The sequence below is a fragment of the Brachybacterium sp. B718/18 genome (assembly GCF_055454375.1).
In genome coordinates this window covers 278,099-295,322 of the sequence record NZ_JBVDDO010000003.1, presented here as the reverse complement: position 1 = coordinate 295,322, position 17,224 = coordinate 278,099, and the positions used below count along the sequence as shown (strand labels likewise).

Sequence of the window (17,224 nt, the reverse complement as noted above, 5' to 3'; positions counted from 1 at the left end):
ACCCCCACAAGGAGCGTGCATCATGGGTCTTCTCTGGGCCATCATCTCGTGGATCATCATCGGCGGCCTGATCGGCCTCATCGCGCGGGCGGTAATGCCCGGTAAGCAGTCGATGAGCCTCGCCCTCACCGTCGTCCTGGGCGTCGTCGGCGCGATCGTCGGCGGCCTCATCGGCGGCCTGCTCGGCGGCCAAGGCGTCAGCGGCATCATGTCGAACCCGTGGAGCATCGGCACGATCCTGCTCGCCGTGCTCGGCGCGCTGATCGTCATGGTCATCTACGGCTTCGCCACCAAGGGCCGCGCCTGATCACAGCGCGCACCAGCCCCGTACGACACCCGCGCGGCGCCGTCCCGGATCATCTGGGGCGGCGCCGCGTCCGTCGGTCCGGGGCGTTCCCTGCGCGCCGCGCCTACGCAGACGGTGTGGCCCGCTACGGGCACCTCGCTGAGCTCCAGCGGCGCGAGCACCTCGCGCTGCGCTTCGGCCTCGGCTTGCGCCGACCCGCGGGCCCGTCGGCCGAGCGGCCTCGCCCCGGGCGGTCGCTGCAGCGGACCCTCGCGGTGCCCTATTACGGGCTGCTCCACCAGGGGAACGCGGTGCCCCGCGAGGCGCCGGCCCAGCGGGGCCGTCTCCGCGGGGTGCTCGCGGTGAAGGTCCCCGCGCCGGGGGCGGCGATCGAGGAGGTCGTCGGCCGGGCCGAGCTGATCGCCCGGGTGCTGATGGCCGAGCACGGCGTACAGGGCGCCGTCTTCGCGGTGCGCGCGGCCGGCTGGGATCGGCCGACGGGGCAGGGCCTGCTGCTCGTGGACGCCGCGTCGTCCGCGGGCGGGCCGACGGAGGTGCCGCTGGCGGACGGCGACCTCGACCCGCTGCTGCGGGCACTCTTCCGCGCTGTCGAGGTCCGTGCGGGCGACCTCGCGATCGTGCGCGACCTGGTCGCGGTGCGGGAGGACCCGGGCTCGCTCTGGCGGTGGCTCGTCCCGCTGCGCGACGCGGGCTCCGCCGAGGAGTTCGCGGAGCTGCATCGGCGGATGTCCTTCGAGGTGCTGACCGCCCTGGTGGGCGCCGAGCAGCGGGAGCTGGCGCCGCTGAAGTCCGTGCCGAGCTGGTACCTCGCCCCGGAGTGATCCCCGCGTGTGCGGCGGGATCCCAGCGGGCGCGGCGGCGGCTCCGCGGCCTCGTCGAGAGGGGCTCAGAGGGGCACGTCGGCCGGGCGGTGGCCGACGGGAGAGGCAGCGACCCGGCCCGAGGACCAGCGGGCGGCGTCGGCCTGGAGCGACGGCACCAGGTCCTCGGCGAGCAGCACCGTCAGCAGGGCGCGGCGCGACGAGTACTGCGTCTCCTCGACGACGGCGCTGTGGGATGCCGCCCAGAGACGGACCGCGTTCTCCCCGGCGCCCGCCTCCGCGAGCGGCACCTCCAGCTCGGCGACGGTAAGACGGGTGCGACGGCGCAGCTCCGCGGCCGCGACCGCCTGCTCGACCCCGGCGGTGTAGGCGCGGACCAGGCCGCCGGCCCCGAGCTTCACCCCGCCGAAGTAACGGATCACGATCGCGAGGGTGTCGGTGAGACCCGCGTGGAGCAGGCCCTGCAGCATCGGCATCCCCGCCGTGCCCGCCGGCTCCCCGTCGTCGTTGCTGCGGTGGACCTCCGCCGACTCCTCCCGCGCCCCGATCACGAGGGCGGTGCAGTGGTGGCGGGCGTCCGGGTGCTCGCGACGCGCCGCGTGGGTCAGGGCGTCGGCCGCGGCGACGTCCTCCGCCCGGTGCAGCCGGGTGAGGAAGCGGGAGCGCTTCTCGACCAGCTCGACCTCGACATCGGCGGCGAGGACGAGGGAATCAGGCATGAGGGGAAGTGTAGGCGGGGCGGGGAAAGGGTCGAAGGGCCCCTCCCTCGGGAGGGTGACGCGGATCGGGGACCGGACGATAGCCTGACCATGGCCATCCCGCTCCCCAGGAGGATCCCATGACCTACGCACCTCAGCCCTCGGCTCAGCAGTTCCCCGGCCCGGTGCCCGTTCCGGCACCGGCCAAGAAGGGGAAAGCCCCGCTGATCCTGATGATCCTGGGCGGCGTGATCCTCCTGCTCAGCGTGATCGTGGGCATCGTGATCACGGTGATCGGAGTCTCCTCGACCGCGAGCGGCTTCAACGAGATCGAGGTGTTCGAGAGCGGCAGCGGCAGCGTCACCGCCGAGGCCGGGGACGTCCTGCAGTACTACGTGCCCGAGGGCACCGCGATCCCGACCTGTGACATCAACGCGCCCTCGGAGGCCGCGATCGGCGAGGGCACGGTGCAGACCTCGAGCGTCACCAAGGACGGCGTGGCCTGGGAATCCTTCGACTCCATCACCGCGAACGAGGCCGGCGAGTACACCGTCGACTGCCACGGCACCCCGGTCGCCGTCGGCCCGCCCGTCTCCATCGGCGGCATCTTCGGCGCAGTGGGCGGCATCTTCTTCGGCCTGGGCGGCGGCTTCGTCGGCTTCGTGATCCTCCTGGTCGGGATCATCCTCGCGGTGCTGCGTCGTCGGAAGGCCTGACCGATCGCGGTGCCGGGCGGGGGAGGAGCGACCTGCCCGACGCGGCTAAGATGGTCGGGCCCGCACGGCGGGCGAGGGCCTGTAGCTCAGTCGGCAGAGCATCGGACTTTTAATCCGCGGGTCGAGGGTTCGATCCCCTCCGGGCCCACTGGTCAGAGCTGGTTCTCTGCGGTCTCGTCGCGTCTCGGGGAGCGGTTTGACAGCCACGCGGCCTCGAACCCGACCTGCGGGCTGCGCAGTACGTCTCCGAGACCCTGCCCGTGGGACCGCTGACGAGGTCCACCCCGCGGGCACTCACCGCCCCCAGAAGCTAGCGATCGAGAGTGGAAACCAGGCCATAGGTCAGGTCGAGCTGACACCTACCCGCGCATCAGTCCCAGACATCGATGGTCATCGTGTGCATCATCGTCGGTGCCATCTTCAACTGACTGAGGCTGCGGTCCGGATCCGTATGGCCCCCGCACTTGCGCATGCCGCGTTCAACGGCGCGGGCGGGAGCTATCTTCCCTTCGCCAGGACGGGAGGACCCATCGACACCACGCAGACGACGATCCTCGGCTGGAGCGGTGGGTCGTGCCGTTCGCACTAAGCCCACACTGAGGCTGTGCACCCCCTACCCGGGCCCGGCCGCCGGGCATTTCAGCACCGAGCTGCGACCCTAGAGCCGTCGTTACTTAGCCTATCTATGTATATGATCAGCTACTCGACGTGATCTTAGGCCCGGCCCACTGCACTTCTCAGTCCCAAGGAGTTGACCATGGTCGCTTTGACCAGCATTTGCACACGATCGATCGACCGAGCGAGGAACGCCCCCGGCGGAGTCTTCTCCGAACGTGTCGTGCGCCGAGGCCCTCTCCAGCAGACCGTGGTTGCTCTGACAGAAGGGGCTCGCCTCGCGCCGCATCGGTCAGATGTCCCCGCATCTCTATACATCCTTGCCGGAGCGGTGCGAGTCGAGGCAGAGAATCCCTTCGTGCTACAGCAAGGTGAGTTGCACGAGATGCCGACCCAGCGGCGAGGCGTCACGGCCCTTGCAGAAACGGTCATGCTCCTCACCGCAGTGACGGGAACGGGTGAGCCGGACTCCGAGAGCGACGACGACCACGTCCTGCCTCTGGCCTGACACCGCAGCAGAGAATGCCTCTCCTGTAGAGGTCGACGCACGGTCTGAGCACGGCCCCAGGCCGAAAGATCCTCCTCGCAAGAGAATGCGCGGGGTCCAGGGCCCGGGGGCCGCGGTCGCAGACGTAGCCGTAGATCCGACCGACCCGGATCCTCACGCTGGCTCTCGCCTTGCTAACGCTGCAACCTTTTCGCCGCAGCCGCAGTAGTACGGAGTGTGAGCACAGCAGTGCTCACACTCCCGGTCCTTCGGGACCTGATGAGAGGACAGAATCATGCGCACGACTCTTCCGCTCGCAGTCACCGCCGCCTGCAGCCTGGCCTGCGATCCTCGGCGGCCCCGAGGGTCCGGAGACGCCCGAGCCGCCGCCCGTGGCGACCATCGGTGAGGCGGTGCTCGACCCGACGACCAAGGACTCCGTTCAGGGCACAGCCCGGATGATCAGCTCCGACGCCGACGGCGATCAGCTCGTCGTGTCGGTCTCCGATCTGCCCGAGAAGGGCTACTTCGAGGTCCGGCTGCGTGACGAGGACGCCAGCAGACTGATCTCCTTGGGCACGGTCACCTCGACCACGACAACGCTACCGGTTCCCCAGGGCGTGGATCTGGCCCGGTTTCCGATCGTGGACGTCTCCCACGAGGACTTCGACGGGGACCCCTCGCACAGCGGAGTCACAATGGCGGCCGGCCCGATGGCAGTCGACGATGGCCAGGGCTGACCTGCCGCAGCCGTGAGCGGCATTGCCTTTGCCGCCAACACATTCGATGCTGCCCTCGTTCCACACGGTGCCATCTCGCTTCACCCACCGCCTGTCGGGAGTACGGTCCGTCGATTTGCGTGCCGAGATCACTGCTGCTCGCCGGGGCGCGACCTTCACGAACCGCAACACCCAGCTCGTGTCTCGCAACTAGATCGAAGCCCTCGGACTATTGATGGAAGGACTGGAAGGCGATAACCCTTCGCGTGAACAGGCGACCGACTATCGGGAGCACTAAAAAGAATCGGGACGTCACAGCCCTTCGGATACCTCCTTCACGAAAGCTTCTCCCGCCTGGGCGGGCGTGGAGCGATCGGAGAGGACGTCCTGCCCCCATCGGATGAGTACGTCCTCGAAGTTGCTGGCGCCCCGGGGAGTCAAAGGGGGAGGCGGACCCTGCTCCGACGCCGTGGCCGCGAGATAGTCGACGCATTTACGGTCCGAGGAGGATAGATCGTCCGTGATCGATTCTCTGACGCTGGTATTCGCCGGAACCCCTCGCTCTGCGCCGGCGATCCGGCCGGCTTCTGGGTCATTGACCATGAAGTCCACGAGGTCCCGTGATCGCTCGGGATCCGCACTGTCCGACATGACTACCCAGTACATCGATGCCTGGTGGGCCAGCTGGGCCTCGGCTGCCGAGCCAGACAGCGATGGCAGACGCAGCAGTTCGACCCCGTCCCCAAGGGCGGCGTCGAATGCCGCGACCTGGTTGGATGAATAGATTGCCAACCCGGTCCGTCCCGTGGCGAAAAGACGTTGATCTACAGGGGCCGAGACGTCCTCCACGGAGAGTTCGGCTGTTGGGGTGGCACCGCTGTCCATTGCTTTCTTGCTGAGGGTGAAGAAGTCAGCGGCGACGCTGGCATCGAATCCGGGTGCTGACCCGTCGAAGGTCTCGGCACCGGACTGCCGCACCCAGACTCGGAACGCCGCATCCCGGCCGCTGAAGTCGGTTACCCCGAAGGAGCCCTCTGGGAGTTTCGAGGACAGCTCACCACCAAGCTCGACCATCTCCTCCCAGGTCCACGTCGTATCGTCCGGTAGGTCCATCCCCGCTTGGTCGAACAATGCGGGGTTGGCCATGACCACGGGGGCGGTGGTCCCAGCGTTTACGGCGAACAGAACCCCGTCTACTTCGCCCACCTCAGCTGCCCCCGCATCGAAGGCAGTGGTATCCAAGCCCAGCTCATCCAGGTTCATCAGGGCGCCGCGCTCGACGTACTCAAGCAGATACTTCTCGTCCATCTGCACCACGTCGGGTGGCGTCCCGGCTGCTACCTGGGTGGCAAGTTTGTCCCAGTAGCCTCCCCAATCGCCCGGCTCTCCCGCGACGTCGAGCCCATCGTGGCTGGACGCGAAGATGCGAAGTACCTCGTTCGTGCGTTCGGTGCGCACCTGGTTTCCCCACCACACCACCCGTAAGGATCCTGCACCCTCGCTTTCTGCGGTTACCCGATTGGGTCCGCAGGCTGACCCCAGCAGCAAGAGTGATGGCGCGACCAATCCGGCACTTAGGAGCTGACGCCGCGTGGCCCGTGCTGCGTTCGACTGATTGCTGGTGTGCATCACTACCCCTGCTCTCACTGGCGGTTCAGGGGCTCGCCATCGAGTGGCTGGTTGCCACCTCGGCTCGCACCAAGTATCCGTAGCTTAGCTAAGTACTTCTGTGTGCGCCCCCCGACGAGTTCGCGAGATCACGCTGCCACACCTCGGGGCACGCAGGTTCGCTGTGGGAGCCGAGCAGCAGGTGGTCGACCTGGCCGAGACCGTCCCACACGAGCGGCCGCATCCGAGCCAGTTTACCGATGCAGTTGCCGCCGAAGCGCTCCGGCACCCCAGTGGGACACATTCGTCACCGTGAGAGCTCCCCTGGAGGGCGGGACCGATGCCCAGATAGTGCGCCATTGCGAACTATCCGCACATAGAGGCGGCTATAGAGGCGGCGGCGGATCTGACAGCAGTGCTGACAGCAACGCGATGGTGTCTGGTCGGCTCGCTCGAGTCGCACCGCGGTCATGAATTGCGAAAACGTGTTCGTACACGCATGTCCTGGCGGACTTTTAATCCGCGGGTCGAGGGTTCGATCCCCTCCGGGCCGACCGCATGCGGTCGCGCGCCGCGTCCGCGACGCAGGGCCGGTGCACACTCCGCGAACCACCGTCGGCCACCACATCCTTCTCGCCGATCTGTACGGCACCGCTCTCGTTCTCGAAGAGTGCGAGTGGATCGGCCGTGCGACGGGCTCCACGCCTACTAGGTCCGCAGCTCGCAGTGGGCGCAGTCCGAGGCCGTCCGCCGGGGCGATCGCGGTACTTTCCTCAGGAGCAGTGCCCCTCACCCGAACAGCGGATCGACGGCAATCGTCCGCGACCGCTGGGTGGCGGGTCAGATTCCGACGCCGACTGGAGAAGTGTTCCCAGCAGAGGGGTGACGCCGACGGCTCGCCATATGGAACGTGCTAATTGCCACGGCCCGTCGGCCGTACGATCGGCGCATGATCCGCCACACCGTGTCCTTCACCCTCGTCCACCCGGCCGGCTCGGCCGAGGAGACCGACTTCCTCACCACCGGTCCCGCGCTGCTCACCGCCATCCCCGGCGTCATCGACTTCGTCGTCTCACGCCAGGTCTCGGTCAAGAGCCCGTTCGCCTTCCAGTTCGCGATGAGCTTCGCGGACCAGGCCGCGTACGACGCCTACGACGCCCATCCCGACCACCAGGAGTTCGTCGCCACCCGCTGGCAGACCGAGGTCGCCGACTTCGCCGAGCAGGACTTCGTCGCGTACCCGTGACACCGTGACTGATCGGGTGCACTGACTGCGCACCCGTCGAGGTCGCCGCGCCCCGATTCCGCCCTCCGGCGGAATCGGGGCGTCGTCGTCCCCGGGCGGATGGCGGGTGTGGCCCATGGTCGGCGGTCGCGGGTTGTCGCCGTCCCTCCCGGCTTCCCGGTGTTCCACCCGTCGCGGCGATCCGGAAATGGTTACTCCTCGATGGGTGTTCTTCCCCCGGTTTATCCACGAGGGTTACGTTTCCTCCCCAGGGCACGGTTATTCACAGTCGGCGACGGAGCCACGAGGAGTGCAGTTCAGAGGCTTGGAGCCCGTTGGCCCTCGCGTCGCCCGACGACCTGCCGATCAGGGCTCTGGCGGGCGAGAGAGTTATCCACAGATCTAAGAAAGCACTTTCGATTCGCCGCCAGTCGTGAAAGGATCGGATCATGCTGATGCAGTCGCCTCCGGACGCCTCGGTGGAGCCCGTTGCTCCCGAGGTGGCGCTCCATGCGCTGCGCGAGGCGGGCCCGCGGACCCTCGGTGAGCTGCTCGGGGACGTGGACTTCCTGCTCACCGCGATCGCTCGGGAACCCCGGGAGATGTTCACCCCGGGGCGCCGCGACCGCCGCGAGTACGCGACCCTCCTCGCGAGGGTGGAGGAGGCGCGCAGCTCGCTGGACGCTCTGGAGGCTCGGACGATCGTCGCCATCGCGGAGGCGACGCGGCGGGACGAGGTCGCTGCTGCGCAGGAGCGGGCTGCGCACGAGGAGGAGGCCGTCCCGCCGCTCGATCTGCTCCATCGCCGCGCGGATGGGAAGACGGTGCGTGACCTGTCCCTGACTCTGCGGGCGGCCCCGTCCACGAGTCGCAGGTCCTTGGCCGCTGCCCGCCGCCTGGTCGACTCGATGCCGGCCACGCTCGAGGCCCTGGCCACCGGGCAGATCACCGCCGCCAAGTCGTACGCGGCCGCGAACGTGGCGGCTCCGCTGGATCCGGAGCGCCGGCGCGTTCTCGACGAAGCGCTCCGCCAGGCCATGCCGCAACTGGACGGTTCTGGGGTCACGCAATGGCGGAAGGAGGTCGGGGCGCTGATCTCGGAGCTGGATCCCGCGGGGGAGACCGATCGTCACCGGAACGCGCGGCGGGAGCGCCACGTCACCCTCACCCCTAGCGAGCACGGGATGGCGACCCTCAGCGCGTATCTGCCCGCGCTCGAGGCGAACCTCGTGCGCAAGCGGCTCTCCCTCGAGGCCGAGCGTCGGCGGGCGGAGGGAGTGCGCGAGGGGCACTCGGCGCTCATGGCCGACGCCCTCGTTCAGACGCTGCTCGGCCGCGACGAGGCGATGGAGCCGGTCACCCTCGACGTCGGCGTGGTCATCACGGACCGTGCCCTGCTCGACCCGCAGCACGGTGATCCCGCGCAGATCGAGGGGTACGGCCCGGTCCCGGTCGAGGCCGTGCGGCAGGGCCTGCGCGATGCGCTCACCGAGCCGGAGGATCCCCGCCGTGATCCGGACGGTCCCCACGGCCCGCAGCTCCGCGCCGTCCTGCGCCGCCTGTACACGCACCCTTCAACAGGCGAGCTGGTCGCCGTCGAGTCCCGGGCCGAGGCGTTCCCGCCCGCGCTCAAACGGTTCCTCCTCTGGCGCGACGGGAGCTGTCGCGCTCCGTATTGCGATGCGCCCGCGCGCCATGCCGATCACATCCACCCTCGCCGGGACGGCGGGCCCACCAGCATCGACAACGGCCAGTACCTCTGCGCCGCCTGCAACCTCGGCAAAGAAGACGACTCTCGGAGCGTCGAGCGGGTGGGGGACGCATCGCGGACGGTCGCGGGGCAGGATGCCGCCGCGGCCGCAGGTCCCGATGCGCCGGGGCGGGTGATCGCGGGCCGCAGCTTCGGCGGCGCCGTCCGCTGGACCGGCCACTCCGGGGTCTCCGCCGTGAGCGTCGCGCCCCGGCTGTCGAGGACGGTGGCCGATACCTCTATCGCTACCGCTACCGCCGCCGACAGCGTGGGCGCTACGGTTGCCGCCGTCGCCGCCACCACCACGACCGCCACTTCGGCAGGAACCGTCGACGCCCTCGCGTGGGAGCCCACCGCTGTCACGCTGGTCCGCCGGAACCCGGCCCGCGAACTGCCGGCGGTCCTGGACCCCGTCGCATCGCGGCGCCGACTCCCGCCCCGACGCTGCCCGCGGCGGACCGATCGACCACCGCGGCGAGCCCCCGCCGCGCCCAGAGATCCCCATCCGTCTCGCCATCGCCATCGCCATCGCCATCGCAGTCAGCGTCCCCGCTCTCGGAGCCCGGGGGACGCCCGTGCCGCACTCGAGCACGACACCCTGCCCCGCGGCACGTAAGGTGTCGGTCGCGGACCTAGCCGCCGCCCAGATCCTGCGCCGTCGCGCCGCCCGCACCCTGACTCAAGGACCACCATGACCCCTGACCCCGCCACCTCCGCCGCGCCCGGGCCCACCTCGGCCGACTCTGCGATCACCGCCCCGCGATTGCGCGCCGGCGTGATCGGACTCGGCTGGGCCGGACAGCAACACGTCGCCGCCTATGCCGCCCACCCCGACGTCGACCTCGTCGCACTCTCCGCGATGGAGGAGCACCTGCTCACCCGCTTCGGCGACGAGCATGGCGTGGAGCTGCGCTACCCCGACTGGCGGCAGATGCTCGCCGAGGCCGAGCTCGACATCGTCTCCATCGCGACCCCCACCTTCCTGCATTCCACCATGGCGATCGCCGCGCTCGAGGCCGGGATCCACGTCCTCACCGAGAAGCCCATGGCGGAGAATGCCGCGAACGCCGAATCGATGGTCGAGGCCTCCCGGCGCGCCGGTCGCGTCCTCGACGTGTCCTTCAACCACCGCCGCCGCGGCGACGTCACCGCGCTCGCCGGCGTCGTCGACTCCGGGGTGCTCGGCGACATCTACTACGCCAAGACCGGTTGGATCCGCCGCCAGGGCATCCCCGGCCTCGGCACCTGGTTCACCAAGGCCGAGTCCTCCGGCGGCGGCGCGCTCGTCGACATCGGTGTGCACATGCTCGACATGACCCTGCACCTCCTCGGCGAGCCCGAAGTGCTCACCGCCTCCGCCTCGACCCACGCCGCCTTCGGCCCCCGCGGCCGCGGCGGCAGCGGCTTCGGCGTCTCCCAGCAGGAAGCGGGCGCTCCCTTCGAGGTCGAGGACCTCGCGACCGCCTTCCTCCGCCTCGAGGGCGGCTCGACGCTGCTCCTCGAGTCCAGCTGGGCGCAGTGGATCCCGCACGACCTCTGCTACGTCACCCTCTACGGCTCCGAGGGCGGTGCGACCCTCGAATGGGGCGGCGGCGAGGACCGCCTGATCATCCACACAGAGGTCGAGGGGATGCCGGCCGAGATCCGCCCGCAGATCGGGGCCGACGGGGGCCACGCCGGCGCGGTCGCGTCCTTCGTGGCCGACGTCCGCTCCGGCGACTGGGCGGGGCACGACGGCTCCCTCGCGCTCCGCCGAGCGCAGGTGCTCGAGGCCTGCTACGCCTCCGCGCGCACGAGCGCCGAGGTGACGCTCCCCGCCTGACGGCCGACGACCGGGCCCGCTGTCAGATCGGTCGACGTCGGCAGCGGGCCCCGTCCCGTCAGGATCTCGACCCCGCCCCGCGCCCCACCGTCGCGGACAGACCCGAGCGGGACAGACCCGGCCAGGTCGAACCAGGCCGGGACGGACCGGGCCGTCACCCCCGCTGGTCGGGCGGCCCGTCGAGCGGGCTCCCCGTATCCGCGCCCGGCCCGCCAGGACGGGACGTGCCGGAGGAGTCCCCGTGCAGCGCGTCCTGGTAGGCGTCCTCGATCTCCTCCTCGGTCGGGCCGCCGCGACGGCCGCGCAGGCCCAGCGCCACGCCGAGCGCTGCGCCGACGACGAAGCCGATGCCCGCCCCGACGAGCAGGTTGTCGACGACCATCAGCCCCACGCCCACGCCGATCATGAAGCCGACCATCATCCCGAAGGGCAGCCAGGTGGCGTCGAAGCGGCGGCGGGGGGAGGGGGACATGGTCAGGAGCCTAGCGGTGGGCGTGCGAGGTCGCGGACGGCGGAACGGGCGGGGCCGTGCTCGGCGAGGCCAGCGCGGCGGCGATCCCCGTGGTCAGCGGGATCGCGAGGACCAGTCCGATCGAGGCGACAAGGGTGCGGAACACCTCCGCCGCGATCTCCCCGGCGGTGAGCGTGCCCAGCAGCGATCGCTCGATCGTCGAGGCGAACAGCAGCACGGGCAGCGCCGAGCCGATGTAGGCGTAGGCGAGGGTGTAGACGGTCGAGGCGATGTGATCCCGGCCGATCCGCATCGCCGAGGCGAACACGCGTCGCCGGGACGCCTCCGGCATCGCCGCGCGCAGCTCCCACACCGAGGACGCCTGCGTGATCGTCACGTCGTTGAGCGCTCCGAGCCCCGAGACGATCACCCCCGCGAGGAACAGTGCGGACAGCGACACCTGCGGGTACGTGCCGGCCAGCAGCTGTGCCGCCTCGCCGTCGACCCCCGTCATACCCGCGGGTCTGCCCGCAGCGAGAGCGACCAGCACCGTCACGGCGACGCCGCCGAAGGTGCCCAGCACGGCCGTGGTGGTGCGCACCGACACCCCGTGCGCGAAGTACACGCAGGGGAAGATCATCGCCGAACCGGCGACGAGGGCGACGAGCACCGGCTGCTCCCCGGCGAGGATCGCCGGCAGCAGGAAGGCGACCACGATGCCGACGCCCGCGGCGAGGCCGAGGATCGCCCGCAACCCCGCACCCCGGGCGACGACCGCCACGACCAGCAGATACACCACGAACAGCAGGCCCAGCGGCACGGTGCGCACATGGTCGAAGTAGTAGTACGGCTGCCCCTCCCCGGCCTCCGCGACGGCGAGGACCCGGATCCGGTCGCCGGGGTGGATGCCGCCGGTCGCGACCTCCGGCGTGACCTCCACCTGCACCGGCTCGCCGTCGATCCCGCCGGAGACGCCCACGCCCTCCACCACGGTGGCGGCGAGCGGGTCCACGGACTCCGGCACCTCCGTCACCTCGACGTCGAGCAGCTCGACGCCGGGCGCGAGCAGCTGCGCCCGCTCCGGTCGGTCCTCCGCGGAGGGCCAGAGGCCGATCACCCCGAGCACCGTGGCCATCAGCAGCGCGGTGGTGAGGGCGAAGAGGATGCTGCGGGACGCGGGGGAGATGGTCGAGGCCATGGTCGGAGACTACTTTCCGCCCTGTCTAGTCTGCGCCCATGGACCCCTCGGTCCGCCGGCACTCCTCCCTCGAGGACGCGGACGGCATGCTCCGGCGCCACGTCGGCGAGCTGCTCGGTGTCCCGGCCCCTGCGGTGCGCACCGGTCGGCTCTGCCCGCACTGCGGATCCAGCGGGCACGGCCGCCCCTGGGCGCGAGTCGACGGGCACCGGGACGACCTCGTCGTGAGCCTCTCCCGCTGCGGGGAGCACCTGGTCACGGCCGTCGCGCGGGGCGGCGGTGCTGAAGATGCTCGGCACCGGGCTCGCCGTCCCGATGACCGCGGTGCGCCTGGACGATCACGACGTGCGCGAGTTGCCCGCCCCGCCCGGGCACGTGCTCGTGGCCCACTGCTGCGCGGAGCGGGATCCGCAGTGCTCGGACCGCAGCCACTCCGCGTAGCAGGCGAAGCCCGCCGCGAAGGCCCGGGCGTTCCGCCGCGGCGGGGCGACCGTGCGCACCGGCACCGGTGCGCCGGGATGCTCCGGCACCGCGTAGCGGCCGATCTGCACCGTCGCGAGATAGGTCGCCATCGGGACCGTCTGCTCGTAGGTCCAGGTGGTCGTGGAGCCGAAATGGCGCAGATCGGTGAGCTCCCCGGAGGCCGCGACGTGATGGTCCGAGCCGGTCGCCAGCACGATCCGATAGGTCGCCTTGTCGTCGGGCCGGTCGTTGCAGGGGAACCAGCTGGGCGCCCGTGCGGCTGCGCCGCGACGATCACCCCGTCGGTCAGCTCCTCCCAGCCGGCGGGGCCGAGGGTCCGCGAGGGCGCGGCAGGTCAGCGTCGCCTCCCCGTCGAGCCGGTTCGAGACCAGCCGGTACGTCAGGTGCAGGTCGTCGTGGAGGACCGCGCAGCGAGGCGCGCGGGCGCCGCCGTCAGGAGAAGAGCGCCAGCGCGTAGACGCCGACCAGCAGCAGGTGCACCCCGCCGTGCACCGCCGTGACCCGCGGCGCCGCCGCGGAGACCGCCGCGACCGCGAGGGTCACGCCGAGTAGCAGCAGGTTGACGGGGGACTCGGCGAGCACCACCGGGCTGCCGGTGAGCAGGCCGATCACGAGCACGACGGGGATGGTGAGGGCGAAGGTCGAGACCAGTGCGCCGTGGCACAGGTTGACGACCCGCTGCATCTCGCCGCCGAGGGCCGCGCGCAGCGCCGTGAGCGCCTCCGGGGTGAACACGATCGCCGCGATGAGCACGCCGCTCAGCGCCGCGGGGGCGTCCAGACGGGCGAGGCCCTCGTCGAGCAGGCCCGCCATGTCGTGGGAGAGCAGGACGATGGGCAGCACGGTCGCGAGCAGGAGGCCCAGGCGCACGAGCAGCTCGCGGCGGTGCTCGGCGAGGATCTCGCGCGGCGGGGTCGGCCCCGCGGGGGCGGTGCTCGGGGCGTCGGCGGTCGTGGCACCGGCTGCGAGTGCGGAGGACGGGGAGACGGCGGAGCCCACGGCGGCGGACTCGGCCGCGGTGGCGGACTCGGGGGCGCGAGACCCGGCGGCGGTGGCCTCGACCTCGCGGAAGTCGGCGGCCTGCGCGCCCGTCTGCCGGAGGAGGAACAGGGCGTACAGCGCGACGGTGAGAACCGCGATGACCACGGCGGGCAGCGGGGCGTAGGCGCCGCCCTCGCCGAGCACGGCCGGGACCGCGAAGGTCATCGCCGCGAGCGCGATCAGCAGCACCAGATAGGTCGAGGTGCCCTCGGGGTGGTGCGCGAGGCTCCCGTGCCGAAGGCCCCCGACCAGCAGGCACAGCCCCAGCACGAGGTTCAGGATGATCATCGACACCGCCATCACGGAGTCGCGGGCGATGGTCTGGTGATCGCCGGGGCCGAGCATCACGGCCGCGATCAGCACCACCTCGATCACCACGATCCACAGCGTCAGCACGAGCGTGCCGTAGGGGTCGCCGAGGCGGTGGGCGAGGGCCTCGGCCTGCGCGACGACGCCGCCCGCGGCGAGGATCACGACGGCCACGATCGCGGCGAGCACGAGGGCGAGCACCGGGCCGGAGAGGCGCGCCGGGTCGGGGGCGAGGAGCGCGAGGGCGGCGACGCCGGCCCAGCCGGCTCCGAGACGGGTCAGGGCGGGACGGTCGAGGATGCAGGTCCGGGTCGAGGGGGTCATCGGGGCCTCCGTGAGGCCGTCCCCGTCGTGTTCCCGCGGACCGGGTCGTCCCGTCCGGGGCGCCGATCTGCCATCGGCGGTTTGCCAGCGTAGCCCGCACCGGCGGCCCCGGTCAGGCGGTGGTGACCGACCTGACCGGGGCCGCGTCGGGAGCGCTGATCACCAGGTGATCGCCTCATCGGCGCTCGGGCCGCCGAGCACGTGCTGGGCGCAGAAGGCGAGCATCGCCCGGTTCCACACGATGGCGTTCGACGGGGTGAGCACCCAGTGGTTCTCGCTGGTCAGCTGCAGGAAGCGGTGCGGCATGGCCTCCGGTGCGCCGTCCCAGCGCGAGACCAGGTCCCACCACAGGCGCAGCGCCTCGGAGACCGGCACGCGGTAGTCCCGGTTGCCGTGGGTGATCAGCATCGGCGTGGTGATCGCCGCGGCCGCATGATGCGGAGAGGAGGCGGCGTACCACTCCGGCTCCTCGTCCTCATGGCGGTGCACCCGCATCTTGGAGGCCGCGGCGTCGGTGGTGCGGTGCTGCTGCGGCAGCGCCCACAGCCCGGCATGGGAGACGATCGCGTCGAAGCGGTCGCTGTGCCCCGCGATCCAGTTCGCCAGGAATCCGCCGAAGCTCGCGCCGAGCATCGCCGTGCGCGTCCCGTCGAGCACCTCGCGCTCGAGCACGGCGTCCAGCAGCGCCTCGCACTCGCCGAAGACCACCTCGGGTCGGCGCGGCCAGCCCCGGTTCAGTCCCGCGTCGCCGTAGCCGGTGGACATCGCCGGATCCGGCATCAGCACCGCCCAGCCGTGCGCGACCGCGATCCACGGGCACCAGCGCCAGCTCCAGGAGTTGTAGGAGGCGTGCGGGCCGCCGTGGATCCACAGCATCACCGGGGCCGGATCCGTGGCGCTCGCGCCCGACGGCACGCACAGCCAGCCGGGGACCGTGACCCCGTCGACCTCGGTCTCGACCTTCTCGAGCGTGCCCGGCAGGGCACGGATCCCGCCCGGCGCCGGCAGCTCGGCCACCGCGCCGTCGGCCGAGATCCGCACGGGGCGCGGCGGCGTCGCCACATCGCTGCGCAGGGCGAGCACGGCGCCGTCCTCGGCGACGGAGAGCGAGGAGTAGACCCCGCCGTCCGCGAGGGAGCGCACGGCGCCGGTCGTGACGTCGACGGCGAGGATCGCGCCCGAGGAGTGCAGGTCGCCCGCGACCAGGAGCGTTCCGGGGCCCGCCCATTCGAGGTCGGTCGGGGTGAGGTCGCTGAGGTCGACGGCCATGACCTCCCCCTCGGCCTCCCCGGCTCCCTCGGCACCGCGGATCTCGAGGCGCGGAAGGCTCGTCGAGGACGGGGTCGAGTGCGTCCAGCGGAGCACGGCGAGGCGGGCGCCGTCGGGGGAGAAGAGCGCGGCGGAGACCTGCGCCTCTTCGTCCGCGGCGATCAGGGTGCGGCGCTCGCCGGTGGCCACCTCGAGCAGCACCAGGTCGCTGCGGGTCTCTCCGCCCGGAACTCGCCGGGTCCAGGTGGTCGCGACGGTGCGCGCATCGGGGGAGAGGTCCGCGGAGGCGGAGGTGAGGGCGACCGTGCCGACGCCCGGCGTGAGGTCCGTGATCTCCCCGGCCGGGGAGACCAGCAGCAGGTGCCGCTCCTGGTCGCCGATCTCGTGGTCCCACTGGCGGATCGGCATGCCCGTGTGCCAGATCGTGGTGCGCTTCGCGTCCTTCCGGGCGGTGCGGCGCTCAGCGTCGTCCTCGAGGGTGCCACCGGGCAGCACCGAGGTCGCGGCGAGCAAGGTGCCGTCGTCCGCCACGGCGAGCAGCTCGAGCCCACCGGGCGCCGACGCGACCAGCCGCGCCTCGCCCGCGACGGGCAGGCGCCAGATCGCGGCCCGGTCCTCCACGGAGCCGCCCTCCGGATCGGGACGGGCCGAGGTGAACAGCACCGAGCCGTCCGGGGCGGGCCGCGGCCCGTCCTCGCCTTTCGCCGACACGGTGAGGCGGCGGGCGGGCGCCTCGCCCGCGGGGTCCAGCTCCCACAGGGCTGACGGGGTCCGCGCGCCGTGCTCGTCGGCCTGCTGGATCGCGGCGATCACGCGGCCGCCCGGGACGGCGGTCACCGCCGCGAGGCGCGGCAGGCGCAGCACAGACTCGGGGTCGGCGAACTCGGGCGAGGCGACGTCGGGGTCGGGGGCGGAAGAGTTCTCGGGGGCGGTGTCAGCATCGGTGATGGTCACCCGCCCCACGCTACCGCCGGGTCAGCCCGGGCGGGCGCGCCCCGGGGGATGCGCGCGATCTCCTCGGCGCCTGGTGCCCCCGGCAGGATTCGAACCTGCGACACCCGCTTTAGGAGTCCCGGGAGGCAGGTCCGGCGCGACGTTGTGCCTGGTGCACGGGGTGCCGAGGATGGGACATTTGGCAGGTGTTCCGAGGTCCGGGGGTCATCTGGGGGTCACGCTGAGACGCGCCCAGCAATGCCTCGAAGGCAAGGACGCGGAGCGTTCGCGGCAGCCTTAGCGTAGTCGTCTCGTCAGCCCGAGGGCGGTTTCTGGAAGACCAGGGGCCGCCCTCGTCGTATGCGGCTGGCGGGCTGGGGTGCGACCGGGGTGCGCGAGGCCGCCCGCGGCCGCTAGATGCGCGGGGCCGAGATCGCCGGGGACGAGC

15 protein-coding genes and 3 tRNA genes are annotated in these 17,224 nt (G+C 71.4%); 10 read left to right on the top strand and 8 right to left on the bottom strand.

The window, feature by feature from the left end:
- The first annotated feature begins 22 nt into the window (after window positions 1-22).
- Together ACZCAH_RS07710 and ACZCAH_RS07705 are read left to right on the top strand one after the other, a co-directional pair.
- Window positions 23-307 (top strand): GlsB/YeaQ/YmgE family stress response membrane protein, encoded by a 285-nt coding sequence (locus ACZCAH_RS07710; RefSeq protein ID WP_464340499.1) that lies wholly within the window; start codon window positions 23-25, stop codon window positions 305-307.
- Window positions 308-423: 116 nt separating this feature from the next.
- The gene (locus ACZCAH_RS07705; protein WP_464340498.1) at window positions 424-1,128 is read left to right on the top strand and encodes a hypothetical protein; all 705 of its coding nucleotides are present in this window, start codon (window positions 424-426) and stop codon (window positions 1,126-1,128) included.
- Window positions 1,129-1,193: 65 nt separating this feature from the next.
- Here the strand turns inward: ACZCAH_RS07705 and ACZCAH_RS07700 are convergent, their stop codons facing one another.
- Window positions 1,194-1,847, bottom strand: a complete 654-nt coding sequence (locus ACZCAH_RS07700; RefSeq protein WP_464340497.1) for an IMPACT family protein — start codon at window positions 1,845-1,847, stop codon at window positions 1,194-1,196.
- Between the two features lie 119 nt (window positions 1,848-1,966).
- Here ACZCAH_RS07700 and ACZCAH_RS07695 point away from each other — a divergent pair, with 119 nt between their 5' ends.
- The 4 genes from ACZCAH_RS07695 (at window position 1,967) to ACZCAH_RS07680 (ending at window position 4,384) form a co-directional block, all read left to right on the top strand.
- Window positions 1,967-2,542: a hypothetical protein gene (locus ACZCAH_RS07695; RefSeq protein WP_464340496.1), complete on the top strand. Its 576-nt coding sequence runs from the start codon at window positions 1,967-1,969 to the stop codon at window positions 2,540-2,542.
- 75 nt (window positions 2,543-2,617) lie between these two features.
- Window positions 2,618-2,690: transfer RNA gene (locus ACZCAH_RS07690), tRNA-Lys, on the top strand.
- A 609-nt stretch (window positions 2,691-3,299) separates the two neighbouring features.
- The gene (locus ACZCAH_RS07685; protein ID WP_464340495.1) at window positions 3,300-3,665 is read left to right on the top strand and encodes a cupin domain-containing protein; all 366 of its coding nucleotides are present in this window, start codon (window positions 3,300-3,302) and stop codon (window positions 3,663-3,665) included.
- Window positions 3,666-4,057: 392 nt separating this feature from the next.
- Window positions 4,058-4,384: a hypothetical protein gene (locus ACZCAH_RS07680; RefSeq protein WP_464340494.1), complete on the top strand. Its 327-nt coding sequence runs from the start codon at window positions 4,058-4,060 to the stop codon at window positions 4,382-4,384.
- A 291-nt stretch (window positions 4,385-4,675) separates the two neighbouring features.
- On the opposite strand, the gene ACZCAH_RS07675 is transcribed toward ACZCAH_RS07680, so the two are convergent.
- A complete protein-coding gene (locus ACZCAH_RS07675) occupies window positions 4,676-5,821 on the bottom strand; it encodes an ABC transporter substrate-binding protein (RefSeq protein ID WP_464340493.1) in 1,146 nt (381 codons plus the stop codon).
- A gap of 615 nt (window positions 5,822-6,436) precedes the next feature.
- Between ACZCAH_RS07675 and ACZCAH_RS07670 the strand changes: the two genes are divergently transcribed.
- From ACZCAH_RS07670 to ACZCAH_RS07655, 4 genes are all read left to right on the top strand, one after another.
- A tRNA-OTHER gene (locus tag ACZCAH_RS07670) sits at window positions 6,437-6,525 on the top strand.
- 395 nt (window positions 6,526-6,920) lie between these two features.
- Complete coding sequence (locus ACZCAH_RS07665) at window positions 6,921-7,217, top strand: Dabb family protein (RefSeq protein WP_464340492.1); 297 nt, start codon at window positions 6,921-6,923, stop codon at window positions 7,215-7,217.
- Window positions 7,218-7,645: 428 nt separating this feature from the next.
- Entirely contained in the window at window positions 7,646-9,562 is a 1,917-nt protein-coding gene (locus ACZCAH_RS07660) for an HNH endonuclease (RefSeq protein ID WP_464340491.1), read from the top strand.
- Window positions 9,563-9,637: 75 nt separating this feature from the next.
- The gene (locus tag ACZCAH_RS07655; protein WP_464340490.1) at window positions 9,638-10,768 is read left to right on the top strand and encodes a Gfo/Idh/MocA family protein; all 1,131 of its coding nucleotides are present in this window, start codon (window positions 9,638-9,640) and stop codon (window positions 10,766-10,768) included.
- A 154-nt stretch (window positions 10,769-10,922) separates the two neighbouring features.
- Here ACZCAH_RS07655 and ACZCAH_RS07650 read toward each other — a convergent pair whose 3' ends face one another.
- From ACZCAH_RS07650 to ACZCAH_RS07625, 6 genes are all read right to left on the bottom strand, one after another.
- Entirely contained in the window at window positions 10,923-11,240 is a 318-nt protein-coding gene (locus ACZCAH_RS07650) for a hypothetical protein (RefSeq protein ID WP_464340489.1), read from the bottom strand.
- Window positions 11,241-11,250: 10 nt separating this feature from the next.
- Window positions 11,251-12,417, bottom strand: coding sequence for a YibE/F family protein (locus ACZCAH_RS07645; RefSeq protein WP_464340488.1), 1,167 nt, complete (start codon window positions 12,415-12,417; stop codon window positions 11,251-11,253).
- A 338-nt stretch (window positions 12,418-12,755) separates the two neighbouring features.
- Window positions 12,756-13,097 (bottom strand): hypothetical protein, encoded by a 342-nt coding sequence (locus ACZCAH_RS07640; protein WP_464340517.1) that lies wholly within the window; start codon window positions 13,095-13,097, stop codon window positions 12,756-12,758.
- 235 nt (window positions 13,098-13,332) lie between these two features.
- Window positions 13,333-14,574, bottom strand: a complete 1,242-nt coding sequence (locus tag ACZCAH_RS07635) for a calcium:cation antiporter (RefSeq protein ID WP_464340487.1) — start codon at window positions 14,572-14,574, stop codon at window positions 13,333-13,335.
- 159 nt (window positions 14,575-14,733) lie between these two features.
- The gene (locus tag ACZCAH_RS07630) at window positions 14,734-16,797 is read right to left on the bottom strand and encodes a S9 family peptidase (RefSeq protein ID WP_464340486.1); all 2,064 of its coding nucleotides are present in this window, start codon (window positions 16,795-16,797) and stop codon (window positions 14,734-14,736) included.
- Between the two features lie 71 nt (window positions 16,798-16,868).
- Window positions 16,869-16,961 (bottom strand) — tRNA-OTHER (locus tag ACZCAH_RS07625).
- Window positions 16,962-17,224 lie beyond the last annotated feature (263 nt).

Excerpts from the sequence above, each read along its gene's own strand:
- ACZCAH_RS07645 (WP_464340488.1), bottom strand. The coding sequence starts at position 12,417 with ATGGCCTCGACCATCTCCCCCGCGTCCCGCAGCATCCTCTTCGCCCTC.
- ACZCAH_RS07710 (WP_464340499.1), top strand. The coding sequence starts at position 23 with ATGGGTCTTCTCTGGGCCATCATCTCGTGGATCATCATCGGCGGCCTG.
- ACZCAH_RS07665 (WP_464340492.1), top strand. The coding sequence starts at position 6,921 with ATGATCCGCCACACCGTGTCCTTCACCCTCGTCCACCCGGCCGGCTCG.
- ACZCAH_RS07660 (WP_464340491.1), top strand. The coding sequence starts at position 7,646 with ATGCTGATGCAGTCGCCTCCGGACGCCTCGGTGGAGCCCGTTGCTCCC.
- ACZCAH_RS07695 (WP_464340496.1), top strand. The coding sequence starts at position 1,967 with ATGACCTACGCACCTCAGCCCTCGGCTCAGCAGTTCCCCGGCCCGGTG.
- ACZCAH_RS07650 (WP_464340489.1), bottom strand. The coding sequence starts at position 11,240 with ATGTCCCCCTCCCCCCGCCGCCGCTTCGACGCCACCTGGCTGCCCTTC.
- ACZCAH_RS07655 (WP_464340490.1), top strand. The coding sequence starts at position 9,638 with ATGACCCCTGACCCCGCCACCTCCGCCGCGCCCGGGCCCACCTCGGCC.
- ACZCAH_RS07635 (WP_464340487.1), bottom strand. The coding sequence starts at position 14,574 with ATGACCCCCTCGACCCGGACCTGCATCCTCGACCGTCCCGCCCTGACC.
- ACZCAH_RS07685 (WP_464340495.1), top strand. The coding sequence starts at position 3,300 with ATGGTCGCTTTGACCAGCATTTGCACACGATCGATCGACCGAGCGAGG.
- ACZCAH_RS07700 (WP_464340497.1), bottom strand. The coding sequence starts at position 1,847 with ATGCCTGATTCCCTCGTCCTCGCCGCCGATGTCGAGGTCGAGCTGGTC.